The organism is Lentisphaera profundi (assembly GCF_028728065.1).
GTDB classification, from domain to species: domain Bacteria; phylum Verrucomicrobiota; class Lentisphaeria; order Lentisphaerales; family Lentisphaeraceae; genus Lentisphaera; species Lentisphaera profundi.
Map to the genome: position 1 here is coordinate 291,917 of NZ_CP117812.1, position 16,606 is coordinate 308,522.

General features: G+C 38.9%; 15 protein-coding genes. 11 read left to right on the plus strand and 4 right to left on the minus strand.

Going from position 1 to position 16,606, the window contains the following annotated elements; translation table 11 throughout:
• Window positions 1–33 precede the first annotated feature (33 nt).
• The 3 genes from PQO03_RS12700 to PQO03_RS12710 are packed head-to-tail and all read right to left on the minus strand — an operon-like array spanning window position 34 to window position 2,434.
• On the minus strand, window positions 34–1,029 hold the full coding sequence (locus tag PQO03_RS12700) for an agmatine deiminase family protein (RefSeq protein WP_274153565.1): 996 nt from the start codon (window positions 1,027–1,029) through the stop codon (window positions 34–36).
• Window positions 1,026–1,886, minus strand: coding sequence for a carbon-nitrogen hydrolase (locus PQO03_RS12705; RefSeq protein ID WP_274153566.1), 861 nt, complete (start codon window positions 1,884–1,886; stop codon window positions 1,026–1,028). Before PQO03_RS12705 ends, PQO03_RS12700 begins: the two co-directional genes overlap by 4 nt.
• A gap of 11 nt (window positions 1,887–1,897) precedes the next feature.
• Complete coding sequence (locus tag PQO03_RS12710; protein WP_274153567.1) at window positions 1,898–2,434, minus strand: hypothetical protein; 537 nt, start codon at window positions 2,432–2,434, stop codon at window positions 1,898–1,900.
• 181 nt (window positions 2,435–2,615) lie between these two features.
• Between PQO03_RS12710 and nusA the strand changes: the two genes are divergently transcribed.
• From nusA to PQO03_RS12765, 11 genes are all read left to right on the plus strand, one after another.
• Window positions 2,616–3,857, plus strand: coding sequence for a transcription termination factor NusA (gene nusA, locus PQO03_RS12715; protein ID WP_274153568.1), 1,242 nt, complete (start codon window positions 2,616–2,618; stop codon window positions 3,855–3,857).
• A gap of 14 nt (window positions 3,858–3,871) precedes the next feature.
• The gene (gene infB / locus PQO03_RS12720; RefSeq protein WP_274153569.1) at window positions 3,872–5,926 is read left to right on the plus strand and encodes a translation initiation factor IF-2; all 2,055 of its coding nucleotides are present in this window, start codon (window positions 3,872–3,874) and stop codon (window positions 5,924–5,926) included.
• A 49-nt stretch (window positions 5,927–5,975) separates the two neighbouring features.
• Window positions 5,976–6,473, plus strand: a complete 498-nt coding sequence (locus PQO03_RS12725) for a thioredoxin family protein (protein ID WP_274153570.1) — start codon at window positions 5,976–5,978, stop codon at window positions 6,471–6,473.
• A gap of 2 nt (window positions 6,474–6,475) precedes the next feature.
• A complete protein-coding gene (locus PQO03_RS12730; RefSeq protein ID WP_274153571.1) occupies window positions 6,476–7,135 on the plus strand; it encodes a peptidylprolyl isomerase in 660 nt (219 codons plus the stop codon).
• 127 nt (window positions 7,136–7,262) lie between these two features.
• Window positions 7,263–7,958 carry a peptidylprolyl isomerase gene (locus PQO03_RS12735; protein ID WP_274153572.1) on the plus strand — a complete coding sequence of 232 codons (696 nt, stop codon included), beginning with the start codon at window positions 7,263–7,265 and terminating at the stop codon, window positions 7,956–7,958.
• A 10-nt stretch (window positions 7,959–7,968) separates the two neighbouring features.
• On the plus strand, window positions 7,969–8,496 hold the full coding sequence (locus PQO03_RS12740; RefSeq protein ID WP_274153573.1) for a peptidylprolyl isomerase: 528 nt from the start codon (window positions 7,969–7,971) through the stop codon (window positions 8,494–8,496).
• On the plus strand, window positions 8,496–9,356 hold the full coding sequence (locus PQO03_RS12745) for a metallophosphoesterase (RefSeq protein ID WP_274153574.1): 861 nt from the start codon (window positions 8,496–8,498) through the stop codon (window positions 9,354–9,356). The genes PQO03_RS12740 and PQO03_RS12745 overlap by 1 nt, the downstream gene beginning before the upstream one ends.
• A 1-nt stretch (window position 9,357) precedes the next feature.
• On the plus strand, window positions 9,358–10,488 hold the full coding sequence (locus PQO03_RS12750; RefSeq protein WP_274153575.1) for a C39 family peptidase: 1,131 nt from the start codon (window positions 9,358–9,360) through the stop codon (window positions 10,486–10,488).
• Window positions 10,489–10,602: 114 nt separating this feature from the next.
• A complete protein-coding gene (locus tag PQO03_RS12755) occupies window positions 10,603–12,444 on the plus strand; it encodes an MlaA family lipoprotein (RefSeq protein WP_274153576.1) in 1,842 nt (613 codons plus the stop codon).
• Window positions 12,445–12,631: 187 nt separating this feature from the next.
• Window positions 12,632–13,714 carry an ABC transporter substrate-binding protein gene (locus PQO03_RS12760; RefSeq protein ID WP_274153577.1) on the plus strand — a complete coding sequence of 361 codons (1,083 nt, stop codon included), beginning with the start codon at window positions 12,632–12,634 and terminating at the stop codon, window positions 13,712–13,714.
• A complete protein-coding gene (locus tag PQO03_RS12765; protein WP_274153578.1) occupies window positions 13,698–15,932 on the plus strand; it encodes a hybrid sensor histidine kinase/response regulator in 2,235 nt (744 codons plus the stop codon). The genes PQO03_RS12760 and PQO03_RS12765 overlap by 17 nt, the downstream gene beginning before the upstream one ends.
• Window positions 15,933–16,336: 404 nt before the next feature.
• Here the strand turns inward: PQO03_RS12765 and rpsS are convergent, their stop codons facing one another.
• Window positions 16,337–16,606: a 30S ribosomal protein S19 gene (gene rpsS / locus PQO03_RS12770; RefSeq protein ID WP_274153579.1), complete on the minus strand. Its 270-nt coding sequence runs from the start codon at window positions 16,604–16,606 to the stop codon at window positions 16,337–16,339.

The following is a 16,606-nucleotide window of genomic DNA, read 5'->3' on the forward strand; positions in this document are numbered from 1 at the left end:
AGCGAGGATTGGAAGCCTAGTGCTTGAGATTTTTTAAAGAGTGATTTCTTGCTGGCTGAGGCAGTGTATGCCACCGCCTTCGATGACGAAAAGGCGACAATCAATGGGGATAATTTTTTTATCTGGGAAGCATTGTTGAAGAATTTCCTGTGCCTCTAAATCCTTGCGGGTCTGTCCAAATTCAGGTATGAAAACTGCTTGATTAGAAATAAGAAAATTGGCGTAAGAGGCGGGGAGGATCTCGCCGTTTAGGTAGATGGGGTCAGGAAGAGGGAGTTCTACGATCTCTAGATATTTTTCATGTGCTGATTCGAAATTTTGTAGTTGCTTAAGGTTTTTTTGGAGGGTTTCGAAGTTGGGATTGCGGTCATCACAAGTACAAGTTAAGACTCCGTCTTCTTTGAAGAAGCGTGTAATATTGTCGATATGACCATCAGTGTCGTCGTTGACGAGTCCGCCCTCTAGCATAATGATTTCGCTGACACCAAAATGTTCCTTGATTGCGTCGATGAGTGCTGGTCTTGATTGCGCTGGATTGCGATTTGTATTGTAGATGACGCTCTCGGTGGAGATGGCAAGACCTTGGCCGTTGACTTCAATAGCTCCACCCTCGAGAATGAAGTCGGGGCTAATGCAATCAATAGCGTTGATTGTCGCAATTTGTTTTGCGATGGCATTATCTTTTGCGTAGTCCGCAAATTTTCCGCCCCAGGCATTAAAATCCCAATTGATTATGTGAACTTCTTTCTTTGGATTTTTGACAAAGATAGGGCCGAAATCGCGGCACCAAACATCGTCGGTGGCAAGGTCGATAAGTTCAATATTGTTAAGTGAACCAATATGATGTTTTGCTTGCTCTTGGAAGCTTTTCTCACAAAGAAGTTTTACCTTGGTGAAATCTGAAATGGCCGAAATGAGTTTAGCGAAATCTTCTAAGATTTGCGGACGCGAATGACTCCATATTTTATCTGAACAGGGCCAAGCCAAATAAATAGCGGATTGGGGATGCCATTCAGCAGGCATGCTCATGATTCGATCGTACGTTTGTTTAGATCTGAATAACTATCTATGCGTCGATCGCGTAAGAAAGGCCAGATTTGGCGATGTTCACGTAGTTTGCTGAGGTCGAGGTCTGCGAAAAGTATTTCTTCTTGGTCATCACTAGCTTGTGCAAGAGTCTGCCCGTAAAAGTCGGAGATGAATGAATGTCCCCAAAATTCGATGGGATCTTCAATGCCGACGCGATTCACGGCTGCATAGTAACATGAGTTGGCGACCGCTTGGCCGAGTTGGACTTGGGTCCAGGCGTGTTGTTGGGCTCGGCCGAGTTCGGTTTTTTCGTCGGGAAGCCAGCCAATAGCAGTGGGGACAAGGATGATTTCGGCACCAGCGAGACAGGCCAAGCGTGAGCTTTCGGGAAACCATTGATCCCAGCAGATAATGACGGAAATTTTTCCAAATTTAGTCTCGAAAACAGGGACGCCAAGATCGCCGGGGCTGAAGTAGAATTTTTCTTCGAAATAGGGGTCTTGAGGAATGTGCATCTTGCGATATTTTCCTAAGTAGCTACCATCGGCATCAATCACGACGGCGCTATTGTAGTAAACTCCATTTAAGGCCTCTTCAAAAAATGAAAGTGCGAGGACGCAGTTAAATTCTTTGGCGATTATTTGGTAATCTGCAAGTAAGCTTTTATCAATTTTTTGAGCGTATTGAAAATTATCTGTGTTTTGTTCACGACAAAAGTAGTTGCTAAGGAAAAGCTCTTGGCTGCAAATGATATTGGCACCTTGTTTTACGGCATTCGCAATAAGTTCGAGGTGTTGAGTTTTATTGGCTTCTGGGGAACCATAGTCACGGCTTTGGAGGAGGGCTAATTTTGGCATATTGAGGGTTCCTAGCAGCGGATTTTGGGGCCGGTTTCGATATCGATTTTTTCTTTGTCACGGACTCTGTTGTGGAGGTCACAAGATAGTTCTTTTGAAGGAATGAAAAAACAGCCCTCAATATTTCCTTCGAACTCGTAGGGCTGAGTCGTGCAGTGGATTTCATCGCCTTCGATTATTAAGTACGCAGAGTTATCGAAGTCGGGTTCACTAGTGTTGCTAGCTTCTGCCGAACTAAGGTCTTTGATAGAAGCTTCCGAGAGTGGAGTACATGAGCTGATTTCTGCGTATTTTTCAAAGGTTTTCATGGCGTCTGATTGACTGCTGAGTATAGTGATAAAATCGGCGCAGTAAGTCGGCATGAGCTGTGAAGGCATTTGTCCACTACTGATATCTGACCAAGTGTAGCGATCAAAGCCAATAATGACTTGTTCGAGACTTGTTTTGTTTAGCTCATCGGCAAAGCCTTGGAGCTCTTTAGTTTTGAGTTTCCAAAGGATAATGTGTGGAGCGTAAAAATTCTGAATTTGTTGGTCTTGAAGTATCATGTCGAAAAAGATTAAAGTTACTTTTAAAAAGAGTTTGCCTTACATAGTATAGGGGTTTGCAAAAAAGTCCTTTTAGATTAACTTAATCACTAGTTTTTTAAACCTGTATTACGCAAGGGGGGTTTCTTAACCCCCTTTTTGTATGCTTAGATTTTAATATATTGAATGTTAGGAATGGAATATGAATAGTGAACTTGTTGCAATGGTTGAATACCTGGAGCAGGAAAAAGCCATCGATAAGGCGATACTTTTTGACCTCATTGAAGATGCAATGGCATCAGTCTACGAAAAAGAGGTTGATGAAGAATCAGAAATCAAGGTTACAATCAATCGCCGTACAGGTGATGTGACGATTATTGCAGATGTTACTGTAGTTGACGAAGTTCTTGATAAGCGTAATGAGATTGATTTAGCCGCTGCACAAAAAGAGTACGGCGAAGAAGTCGCACTTGACGATGTTGTGAAGTGGACACTTCAGCCAGATCAAATGAGTCGTATTGCTGCTCAGAACACGCGTCAGGCAATTATGCAACGTCTTAGAACTTTTGAGAAAGAGCGCGTTGTTGAAGAGTATACTGACATGGTTGGTGAGCTTATTTCTGGTACAGTGCGTCACTTCGAGAAAAATGAATTGATTGTTGATTTCGGTCGTGCTCAGGGTAGCCTAGGTAAAATGGATCGCGTACCTCGTGAGCGTTTTGATAACGGTGATCACATTACTGCACTCCTTAAAGAAATTGACCCACGCAAGAGTGGTCCAAGTATCGTTCTTTCAAGAACTGATGCTAAGCTCGTAACGAAGCTTTTTGAGCGTGAAGTCACCGAGATTACTAATGGCCTTGTAGAAATTAAAGGCGTGGCACGTAAAGCTGGTTTCCGTACAAAGATTGCTGTAGCATCTGATTCATTAGATCCTGTAGGTGCTTGTATTGGTCTTCGTGGTTCACGTGTAAAAACAATTTGCCAAGAGCTCAATAACGAGAAACTCGATATTATTGGTTATAGCGAAGATGTAGAACAGTACGTTCGCGAAGCTTTTAAGCCGAATCCAATTGAAGAAGTTGATATCGATGACGATGGTCGCTTGATCAAGCTTATGGTTACAGAAGAATCTTACAGATCGATTGTTGGTCGTGATGGTGAAAATATCCGTCTCACTGAAGAATTGATGGATTGGGATATTGAAGTAGAGAAGCATGTCTACAACACAGAAATCACTTTCGATGAACATGTTCAAGAAGCTTTTCAAACAATGATGAAGCTTCCAAATATGACTGAATTTCAAGCACGAACAATGATTGATGCGGGTTATCTTTCACTAGAAGGTGTATCTGAAGCTTCAGCAGATGACTTGGTAGAAGTAGGAATTAGCGCTGACCAAGCCACTGAAATTATAGAATACGCTAAATCAAGACTCCAATAGGAGATTAAATAATTATGGCAAATCAAAGACAAAGACCTCAAGGCGGTCGTCCTGGCGGCGGTCGTGGTAAAGGTAGCCCCCGTAAGAAGGGTGGCAGAATTACACTTAAGCAGACAGAAGTAATTTTAGACAAAAAATGTGTTTTGGCAATCGCTCGTCGTTTGCACTTGGCACCTGAAGGCGTTTTAGCCTTTCTTGGTGAGCAGGGTTTTGATGACCTCACTTTAGAGTCAATCCTCGAAGATGATTACATCGAAATTGTAGAAGAGCACAAAGATGAGATGGAGCCACGTGATCCGAAAGAGATTCACATGAAGCCTCCATTCATCGTAAAAGACGTTGCAGAAGCCATTGGTGAAAAGCCAAACGTGGTAGTAAGCGAACTCATGAAAATGCGTGTTTTTGCTTCTATTACACAATCTATTGCAGCAGACAAATGTGAAGCTTTACTTAAATCACGTGGATTAAAGCTCGTTGCAGAAAAGAGAGAGAAGCAACAAGAGGCTAAGCCTGTTGTTAAGCTTTTGGATCCTGAGCAACCTGAAGACAAAGAAGAAGATCGCTTAGCACGTCCGCCAATTGTTGCTATCATGGGTCACGTTGATCACGGTAAAACATCTTTGCTTGATGCACTTAGAAATACAAACGTTGTAGCTAGTGAAGCCGGTGCGATCACTCAGCATACAGGTGCAAGTATGGTCGAGCGCAAAGGCATGAAAGTTACTTTTCTCGATACACCTGGTCACTCGGCCTTCTCAGCAATGAGAAAGCGTGGTGCTGATGTAACGGATATTTGTATTTTGCTCGTAGCGGCAGACGATGGCGTTAATGCTCAGACTAAAGAAGCTTTAAAAATCATTATGGAGTCAGGCCGTCCGATGATCATTGCGATCAATAAAATGGACTTGCCTACTGCCAACCCAGAACGCGTTTTTACTGAGTTACAAAACCTCGGTATTCTTACAGAAGAATGGGGTGGTGATTATGGCGTAGTTAAGATTTCTGCAAAAACTGGTGATGGCCTCGATGAATTAATCGAGCGTATTCATTTAGAATCAGAAGTTAATGAGCTTCAAGGCAATCCGAGCTTACCTGGTAGCTTTGTTGTTGTTGAATCCGAGCTAGAGCAAGGCATGGGTGCAACGGCAAATGTGGTTATCAAAAATGGTACTCTGAAGCCTGGTGATATGGTTCTTTGCGGTGAGTTTTATGGTAAAGTTAAAGCTTTAGTTGATGGCAAGGGTAAACGTCTCAAAAAGGTTGGACCTTCTGATGCGGTTAAACTTCTTGGTTTAAATGGACCTCCCGAAGTTGGAGCTAAAGGTTTTACTTGTAAGACTGAGCGTGAAGCGAAAACGTTTGCCGATGAACGCATACATGCAATGCGTCAAGAAAAGCTCGTGAAGCCACGTATTACTTCTTTAGAAGACTTGCTTAGTCAAGTTAATGAAGAAGAGAAGAAAATTTACAAAGTACTTATCAAATCTGATACGCGCGGTACTGGTGAAGCAATCGAATCTGAATTGAGAACAATTGAGTCAGAGAAGATTAACCTTGAAGTTATTACCAATGCTGTAGGTTCAATCAGTAATACAGATGTTCAGCAAGCTTCTGCTGCTGGCGCTGAGATTATTGGTTTCCATTCACGTGTTAATCCTGGTATCAACAAAGTTGCGAAGCAAGCAAAAGTTGAAATCAAGCTTTATTCATTGATCTACGAATTGATTGACGAAGCTCGTGAAGCGATGACTGGTTTACTTGATAAGACTCACAAAGAGCAAGCCGTTGGTAAAGCAGAGATCCTCCAAGTATTTGTGGCTCACCAAGGTAAAATTTGTGGTTCAGTAGTTCGTGATGGCAAAGTGAAGCTCAATGCTCACTGTCGTGTACATCGTGGCGAAGATATCATTTATACTGGTACGATCAAATCTTTACGTCGTTTCCGTGACAATGTAAAAGAAGTTGCGAATGGTGTAGAATGTGGTGTCCTTCTGGATAACTTCAATGACTTTGAAGTTGGTGATCAAATCGAAGTATTTGACTACATAGAAGTTGCTGACACGCTATAAATAATTTGACTGCCGCAGTAATGCGGCAGTTTTTATTTAAGGATAGAGAATGAGAGTTTTAATTTTCACCCTGTTTTTATTGTTGATGTCCTGTTCGACGGATATTCATAATTATGAAGAAATGAAATTGTCTTCGCATATGCAAAATATGTTTCCCGATGGAATTAGTAATGTAGATAACGAAAAAGCTGATTTGCGACTATTGCAAGATAAAGCTTTAGCCTTGTATTTCACCTCTAGCAATAACCCTCAATCACCTGAGTTTGAGCGTTTGCTCAGTGACATGGTAATTAAGTATGATTATCGTTTGGCTGTAGTTGTAGTCAATGTGGGTCCTTCTTATGAAGATTTTTTAGAACAGGTTGAAAAGTACGGTTCTGATTTTTTTATCGTATCAGATAAAAGAGCTAAATCTTTAAGATCTGAATACAAAATCATGACTGCGCCAACATTAATAGTTTTTGGTAGGAATGGGAAATTAATTGATGAAGACGGTGTAGAATCCTTGGTCAATGATTATCCTCGAATTCCAGTCGCATGGGAGTAAGTATGAAATATATTAAGATATTGATTTTCTTTAGTTTATTAGTTGCTTGTGGTAGTAATGATAAAAAAACTGAAGCAAAAGAAGAAGTGAGAAGTGATAAAGTTTCTAAGAAAGCGATCGAAACCTATGCCCATCCAGTAGTCAAGATTAGCACATCAAAAGGTGTCATGATTGCAGAACTTTATGAAGATAAGGCGCCGAATACGGTAGCAAATTTTGTGAGTTTAGTCGAGAGTGGCTACTATCAAGATATGCATTTTCATCGTGTGATCAAAGGCTTTATGGCTCAGGGAGGTTGTCCCTATTCCCGAACTAATGATAAAAGCCGTAAGCGCCCTGGTACTGGTGGACCTGGCTATTCGTTTAACAACGAAACACATCCACAATTACGACATACTCAGAAAGGAATACTTTCTATGGCAAATTCAGGCCCGCATACAAATGGCAGTCAATTTTTCATGCTTTTTAAGGAATCAAGTTTTTTGAATGGTAGCTATAATGTTTTTGGTCGAATTATAGAAGGCTTAGATGTTTTAGATAAGATAGAAGCCATAGGCGCTAAAAAAGATGGCTTGCCATTAAAAGAAAGAGTGACTTTCTCGATTACGCTCATTCAGAAAAATGATCATCCCTATAAAGTAATTAAAAATTCAAATAACTGATTATGGCAAATCTGCGAGCTTCCGGAAAAGATTTTTTTAGCGTGTCAGATGAAAAATTTAAATACACGATGATGAAGACTGCAGTATTAAATGATCATTTATATAACAGCGTCACAGGGGAGTCGATATGCGCATTATAAAATTTTTGATTTTACTTAGTTTATTTGTGGCGTGCGAGAGAGATGAAAAATTAATTTTGCCAAAAGCGGAGTCACAAGCAAAAATTGAAGTACAAGGAGAAGCTACGCTCCCAACAAAAGTTGAATCAAGTGATAGCACTCAAAAAGCCATTGGAGCTTATGAGCATCCTCGGGTAAAAATCAGTACATCAAAGGGTGACATGGTTGCCGAGCTTTATGAAGATAAAGCACCTAATACGGTGGCAAACTTTGTGACTTTAGTGGAAAGTGGTTTTTATAAAGATATGAATTTTCATCGGGTTATTAAAGGCTTCATGGCTCAAGGAGGGTGTCCCCATTCTCGTTCAGGTACTGATAGTGGACAGCCAGGAACTGGTGGTCCAGGTTATTCTATTAATAACGAAATGCACCCGCAGCTCCTCCATAATCAGAGAGGAATACTTTCTATGGCAAATTCTGGGCCCAATACAAATGGGAGCCAGTTTTTTATTCTCTTTAAAGAATCGAAATTTTTGAATGGCGGCTACAGTGTTTATGGCCGTGTTATAGAAGGTCTAAATGTTTTAGATAAGATCGAAACTATAGGCGCTAGAAGAGATGGCTTGCCCTTACAAGAGCAAGTTACCTTCTCGATCACACTCATTCAGAAAAATGATCACCCCTACAAAGTAATTAAAAATTAAGGAATAGATTATGGCCAATCCTCGTGTAAAAATCATTACCGATAAGGGTACAATGATTGCCGAACTTTATGAAGATAAAGCTCCTAATACAGTCGCTAATATGATCACATTAGCTGAAGCAGGTTTTTACAAAGACTTGCGTTTTCATCGTATTTTAAAAGGCTTCATGGCTCAGGGCGGTTGCCCAAATACTAAAAAAGGTAAAGAATCAGGATCTCCTGGTACTGGTGGACCCGGTTATACTTTTGATAATGAGCACCATGCAGAAGCGAAGCACGATGCTCGTGGTATTCTTTCTATGGCAAATGCCGGACCTAATACGAATGGTAGTCAGTTCTTCGTTTGTTTTGGTGAGACTGCGTTTCTCGATGGTGGATATACTGTCTTCGGTAAAGTTGTAGAAGGCCTAGAAGTTATCGATGCACTCGAAGCAGTCGGTTCAGCTCAGGATCCAATCCCACCATCTGAAAAGGTTTTCTTCTCAATTGAAGTTGATTCAAAAGATGACAAAGATTACAAAGTGAATAAAAACGCTTAATGGATCAAAGCAGTCTTGAAGCTCGTAGCTTACGCGAACTTAAACAAGCAAAAAAAGGTGACTCGCTTAAAAAACGATTAATCAAGAGCTTGGTAAATTTAAGTGGCTTAGGCTCAAAAGGTTTAAAAAATGCTTTAGAACTTCAAGTCCGCGACTACAATTGGCGCTTTCCAGCACTTCCACGAGAAGCAGTTGGGATGCGCCTTTTGCATTTAAGTGATACACATCTAGATGGTGTGCCAGGTTTAGTGGACAAATTGATCGAGAAACTTGATGGTCTTGAGTTTGATCTAGTGGTGTGGACCGGAGATTTTCGTTATGATAAAGGTGTATTTGATGAGCTTTGTCTTGAACCCACATACCAATTGGCGAGGTATTTAAAAAATCGTAGCCGTGTTTTAGCGGTACCTGGGAACCATGATTGTAGTCAAACATTAGAAAGTTTAGAAGTCTTGGGTATTGAAGTTTTACTCAATAGTGGTTTGGAGTACAGGGCGGGTTTTTTTATTGCCGGAGTCGATGATCCGCATTACTATAGGACAGATGATTTGAAACTTGCTTTACGAAAGAAAAAAGAAAATGATTTCACTATGCTTTTAGCTCATAGTCCAGAGATCATTGAAGAAGCAGCTGCCAGAAGAATAGATTTTTATTTGTGTGGGCATACGCATGGTGGTCAGGTTTGTTTTCCGCTTGTAGGGATGATTTACTGGGGTGCACGATGTGCAAGGAAGTTTGCCAGTGGGAAATTTAACTACGGAAAAATGCAGGGCTATACTCACCGAGGAACAGGATCGTCCAATTCCCCTATTCGTTTTAATTGCCCACCAGAAATAGTTATACATCAACTAGGAGTATGAAATGAAAATTATTTTAAGTTTATGTGTATTCTTATTGAGCGTTGTAAACGCTACAGAAATTGAATCACTTTTTAAAAGTAAAGAAACCACAAATATACCAGCATCCCAGTTTGCAGAAAAATATAATGATTTCCAGTGGGAAGGAGAGAATACGCGTGTGGCGATCTCTAAGAATTCAAGCGTAGTGGGCTTTTCAGCGTATGAATCATTGGCCTACTTTACAGCGACCGGTAAGTTAGTTCGTTTAGATAGTTGGCTGTACAATAAAGGCGATCAAGATACAATGAGTGTAGATGCTTTTGAAAAAATGTATCTAGAGGTGCTAAAAAAACTTAGTTCCTACTTCGGTGTGCAGCCCAAGAGATTTGCAAAAGATGGTGCTACGCGTGGGTTAGCCTATAGTTTCATGATTAGTCAGAAGCATGAAGTTCGTCTTTTAGTTGGTTATGATAAAAAGAAAAATGAAGCGAATTATCTTAGCTTAGTCATGCGTAACTATGCCACAAGTGATAGGGTTAATTCTGAGTCTAAAACAAAGGCGTTTCTGAAAAAAACTGAAACGGGCGATGTTTATATAACTAAAATCCCTATGATTGATCAAGGAGATAAAGGTTATTGTGTTCCCGCAACTTTGACGAGAATCGGCCAACATTATGGAGTGGACGTAAGTATGCACGAACTAGCCATGGTCGCGAATTCGAGTAGTGATGGAGGAACGAGTCCGCGTAAAGCAATGGATGCAGTAAAAAAAGGTCGAATAGCACTAAGTATTCGCGATATAAAAGTGAGTTTTTATGATAAAAATCCTTATTTTTTAAGTGCGGGAACGATTCGCTCAATGGCTAAAAAGATTTCTGAAAAAGATCGCAATATGGCAAAGTTTGAAAAAGAAATTATAAAGCGTATTAATCGTGGTCGTATGGTAGCTTGGTCAATGATGGTGGGGGCCTTTGAAGAAAAGGGGGCTCGTGAAGGTAGTTGGGGAGGGCATATGCGAATGATTATTGGATATAATTTAAAGACACATGAGATCTTGTATTCTGATTCTTGGGGTCGTGGGCATGAGTTGAAACGCTGGCCTTTAAAGTATGCTTACTTAGTAACAACGGGCCTTTACGACGTTGTTCCCTAAGGATTGCACTTCAAAGTTAGAGATAAGTCCATGTTTTTTTTCGCAGAAATATGGATTTCGAGATTTAGCGACTTAAATTCACATAACATTTTATATATAAGAGGAAGTTTGTCAATGAAGAAATTATTACCCCTATTTAGTTTAGCACTCGTATTGCTGCAGTCCTGTACATCGCAATATAGTGAGTGGGAAAAGCCTTTGCCTGAGGGCGAGATTGTTCCCGGAGTTGAGTTGGTCCCAGATCCAATTGAAAGAGCCAATAGAATGAGTTTTTACGTCGATGATAAATTGATGAATTATCTTGTTGAGCCAGCGTCAGATGGCTACCGCTATGTTGTACCTAAAGGTGCTCGTACTGGAATTGATAATTTCTTTGAAAATATTCTTTTCCCAAGAAACTTCCTCAATAATTTATTTCAGGCTGACTGGGATGGTTTAGGGAGAACGACGGATCGCTTTATTCTCAATACAACCGTTGGTATTCTTGGTTTTAGAGATGTAGCGGCTGATCATTATAATATAAAAGCAGCTAAGCAAGATACAGGCCAAAGTTTTGCGAAGTGGGGTTGGGAAAATAATTTCTACCTCTATATCCCAATCTTAGGACCAAGTTCTGATCGTGATTTAGTCGGTAGAGTTGGTGATTATTTCATGAATCCTTTAATTTATAATGACAACACTAAGATCCTTAATTATTTCTTGATCTTTAACAAAGCAACATTTTTCACTGATGCCTATCGTTCTTTAGTTGAAACTAACTATGATCCCTATGATTTACGTCGTTTGATTTATACTGTCACTCGTCGTTACAGTGCTGATCCCCTTAGTTTCCAAGGTGAAGATACTTCTGCAACTCAAACGCTCAGAGCCGTATACCTTCAGCCACGTGAAAAAGATTTTGAAAACTGGAAAGTGGAAGGCGAGTTATTAGTTAAAAGCACGGGTGAAACAATTAAGTACAACTTTTGGTTACAAGATAAGCCTGCTCCATTAATGTATGTTATTCCTGGCTTAGGTTCTCATAGAAGTTCTGGTCAGCCAATGTTCTTAGCTGAGATGGCTTATTTAAAAGGTTATAATGTAGTGACTTTTTCTAACTTAATGAATTTTGAGCCGATTTTAAAATCTAAAGATGCCATTTTTCCAGGCTATACACCAAATGATATTAAAAACATTAAAAAATTCATGGGTGCAATTGATGCGGACTTAGAGAAAAATCATTCAGGTCAGTTTGGCGATAGATCAGTTATGGGTATTTCTTTAGGTGCTTATTACCTGCTCAATTTAGCGGCTTCTGAAACTGAAGAAGATGCTTTGAAGTTCAAAAAATATATTGCAATTGATGCGCCAGTGGATTTAATGTACGGTCTTAAGCAACTCGATAACTCTTATAATTCACCACTCAGTCTCGAGACTGAGGAAGAGAGAGAAAGATTTGTACTAGGGACATTAACGAAAGTTGCAGCAATTCTTGCTAATAGCGAAAAAATCACACATAATCAAGCAATGCCTTTTACGGATCAAGAAGCCAAATACCTCATTGGTTTAAGTTTCCGTATGACACTACGTGATATGCTTTTTATTAGTGCTTACCAAGAAGAAATCATGGCTAATAATGAGTCCACGCCAAAAGAAGGTATATACAAGGCTTTAGGGCAGTACTCTTGGGAAGAGTACTACAAAATGTTTGTGATGCCTAAGCTTAAGGAAACCGGTTTGACTGAAGAGCAGATTGCTAAGGATGTTAGTTTGAGATCAGTAAGCAAGGCACTTAAAGAAAATGATAAAATAAGAGTTTTCACAAATCAAAATGATTTCTTAAATGAAGAAGGTAGTATTGCATGGATGAAATCTACTTTTGGAGATCGTCTTACGGTATTCCCTGATGGCGGCCACTTAGGTAACCTTATCCAAGATAAAGTAAGGTCAGAAATCATTGAATCTCTAGAAGACTAAGTTCTTTCTTTAAATTCTTTCAAAAAGCCTCGTTTTCACGAGGCTTTTTTTTGCACACTTCATTTGTATCAAAGCGATTTTTTAATGGAACTTACTTTAAAAGTAAAGAAAGTTGATGTTTGTATCACATTATAAAGAGCTGTAATTTATGATTCAGGTATGTTTTCTAAATAGGTGTAATAATAAAATGAAAAGAAAAGTTTCATTATGCTTTCTTCTAATAGCTGTGTTTGCTATTTCCTGTAAAGAAACAGTTATCGAAAAAGGAGTTTTAACAAACTCGTCAAATGAATTAATATTATATAATTGGGAAGAGTATACCCCTGCGAATATCATCGAACAGTTTGAGAAAGAGACGGGTATAAAAGTTGTTATAAAAGAATTTCAAACAGTGGATGAACAGATTGCAACGTTGCAATCCGAGCCAGATTTTTGTGACTTAACAATAGTGGGTGTGACTGAAGCTAAGCAGGTTTTTACACCTTTAAAATTGATAGAGGAAATTGATAGAAATCAGCTTACTGGGAATCATAAGTATAATGATTTTTTTAAAAATAGTGAAACTTATGGAGTTCCTTACTGTTCCGGACTATTAGGTTTTGCGGTAGATAAGCGTTACGTGGATTTGGCCTTCAAAGATTTTAGTTTTTTGGTTTCAGACCCTCAATACAAAGGCAAAATATCTTTATTAGATGAGCCCTCAGATATTTATTATTTATTGATGAATAGCGTGGGAGCTAGTGTTAATTCCGTCAATCGCGATGATCATGATCGTGCAAGGCAGTTTACAAGTAAAATCATCAGCATGGAGCCTCATATACAGGACCTCTACTCAGGTTTAGATGATTTGAATGAAGGAAAGATATGGATGGCGATGGCTTACAGTGGCGATGCGCTCATGTACCAAGAGGAGAATAGTAATATAGAATTTGTTTACCCACAGGATCGCCCATTCATATGGAGAGATATGCTTTGTTTAAATATAAATGCTCCTAATAAAAAGAATGCTTATCGCTTTCTCGACTTTATCAATACCCCACAAGTGGCTGCAGAAATAGCCGTCCAGTTTAAGACTTCTCCGGGGATAATAGGGGCTGAAAAATATATGGACCGAGAGACTATGACTAACCCTTTGGTGAATATCCCCAAAAGCTTGTCAGATACTTGTGAGGTTATAGTTAGGTTCAAAGAAAATAATGCCATTATTAATGAACTTTATACCTATCTCGTAAATGGTTCTCATAAGGATGATAATGATGAGTATAAATAGCCGTTTAAGTTTAAAACATAGGGTGCTTTTATACTTTGTGTTAATTAGTGTGGCGGCCATTTCATCATTAAGTTTAGGAGGTATTCGCTTCCTAGAAAAATCTTTATTAGAAAAAGATTTAATAAGCTCCAAATTACTAGCGCACGAAATACATTTTAATGTTAAGCAAGTGTTCGCAAATGCAGAACGTGATTTGAGATTGATCGCTCAATCTCCAGTTTTTGTCGGCGAAGATTTCTCTATAGAATATAAGGGAAGAGAGCTCAAGCGCTTAAAAGATTTAATTGGTAGTTTTGAGAATTTATCACTCTATGATAAAGAGGGCCATTTACTTACAACAACAAGTTATGGCTATGTAGGTGGAGTGAAGTACTCTAGTTATTTTAAAAAAACTCTTGAAGAGCAATCACTGCAAACCTCACCAGCCTATTACACTCTAGAGCCGCAGAGTTTAATTTTTTCTTTTACCAATCCAGTGCTTGATCATTCTGGCCAGTTAAAATATGTGATTTATGCACAATTGAATTTATCTCAATTAAGCTCATTAATTACTCATTTGAATTTTGGTGAGAGTGGTTTTTCACAGTTAATTGATGAATATGGAAGGATTATTGCAAGTGGCGGTCAAGATGATCTTTTAACGCCAGTAAGTGCAGACCTGCAAGAGAAATTAAGAACTGAGAGTGATGGTTTTCGTTTCGAACAAAATGGACTTCGACATGGGAGTGCCTGTAGCGATAGTAGATTTACAGTGTTGGTTTCACAAAGTTATGACGAGGTACTTGCAGTCGTTAATGAAAGCCTCAAGAAACTAATTATCTATAGCATACTTGTCTTAGTCGTCGTCACGGTAATAGGGACATACTTTTCATATACAATTTCAAGACCCTTAGAAGATTTGATAAAAAATGTACGCAACTACGTTAAGGGGGACCGTGTTAATACAAAAGGGTCCTACGGAGTTCCTGAGGAAATTGATCAATTGGGGAGCTCTTTTAATAAGATCCTTGGGCAGATTGAGCAGTATCAAGATAAAATGGAGCAATTGGTCAATGATAGGACAGAAGAGTTAGCTCATGCGAAAGATAAAGCTGAAGCGGCTAATAAGACAAAGACTTTATTTCTAAAAAACATGAGTCATGAAGTTCGGACTCCAATGAATGCTATTTTGGGTTTTTCACAGATCTTGAAGCAGAAAGAGACTGAATTTAATAAGATAAAGTTATTAGATAATGTGATTAATGCAGGCAATACTTTGTTGAAAATGCTCAATGATTTACTCGCTTTATCAAAAACTGGATCAGGTAAAATGGATGATAATGTGAGCTTGCTTAATCTGAAGATATTTTTTAAGGATATTGAGTTATTATTTCTAGGGACTTGTGTTAAGAAAAAGTTATTTTTGAAATTCGACTTTGATGAAGCAATAGAAAATATCGTGCTCTTGGATAGTTTAAAGTTAAAGCAAGTCTTAGTGCATCTTATAGATAATGCGATCAAATTCACGGCTTCTGGCGGAGTGACAATAAAGATTAAAACCCAAGCTATAGATGATGATGCACGAATTGATTTACTCATCTCGATAAAAGATACTGGTGTGGGTATTGAAAAAAGACATCAAGAGCAAATTTTCAAGGTGTTTGAACAGCAGCAAGATGGCGATTTTAATGAAAGTACTGGTGTGGGTATAGGTTTAGCTCTTTGTACACAATTATTAGGCTTTATGGGTGGTCATTTGGGACTGAATAGCACCATTTATGAAGGTAGTGTATTTACTTTTAAAATTCCCAATGTGGAGCTAGGACTTGAATGTCAAGGAGATTTAAGTGCCATTGCAGATGAAGAATATGAAAATAAACGAATTTTGATTGCAGATAATAAAGATTTGAATAGGATGATCATTAAGACTGTTTGTGAAGCTTGTCACTTTAGTGTGGAAGAGGCAAAAACTGGAGTAGAAGTTCTGCGTAAATCTAGATCCTTTTTACCTGATATAATCTTTTTAGATTTAGAGATCGCTAAATTGAACGGCTTTGAAGTTATTCGTATCTTAAGAGAAGATGATCATGTTAAGAATATTAAGATAATTGCTCTTAGTACTAAAGAGTATCAACGAGCTAAGGCTTTGGAGGCTAGTGATAGTTTTATTTTGAAACCATTAGATCAGACGAGCGTAATTGATGCTTTGGCGCCGTTCATAGAACAACAAACAGGCTAATCAGCTTGGTTGCGTAAAATGCATTTAATTCGCTGTGGCGAGCCTATGGGTGCCTGTAGGCAACATAGTAAGTGCTAATATTATAATCCTTTGATTCACTAGAAAGAAAAGATTAGGTCACTTATTACATTTTAGGAATGTAAAGAGTTTTTCCAAATTACTTAATGCAGTCAATCCATTAAAGCCTTTGCGGAGCTTCACGGATTGGGGATGAAGTTTTAACTTACGGTCTTTAGAATGTTCTAGTATAGGCATTTCCTGGGCTTAGCCAAGAGTCTAATTCAACTACTCTCCTTTGGGATATGTTTCAAATTGCCCTTTACTAAGCTGATTTATATAGCTATGGGCAAAAAAAAGAGAGTCCGAAGACTCTCTTTTTTTATAAATAACTGAAAAAGATCAGATTATTTACCGGACATAACACCGTGAGTTCTGAAAGCACGTGTGAAAGAGAATTCACCGAGTTTGTGACCGACCATATTGTCAGTAACAAAAACGCTTGTGAAATCTTTACCATTGTGCACTTCGAAATTCAAGCCTACGAAAGTAGGAAGAATCATAGAGCGGCGTGACCAAGTTTTAATGGCTTTGTGGTCACCTGAAGCAATAGCTTTTTCAACTTTTGCTGCGAGATGAGAGTCCACAAAAGGACCTTTTTTAATTGAACGTGGCAT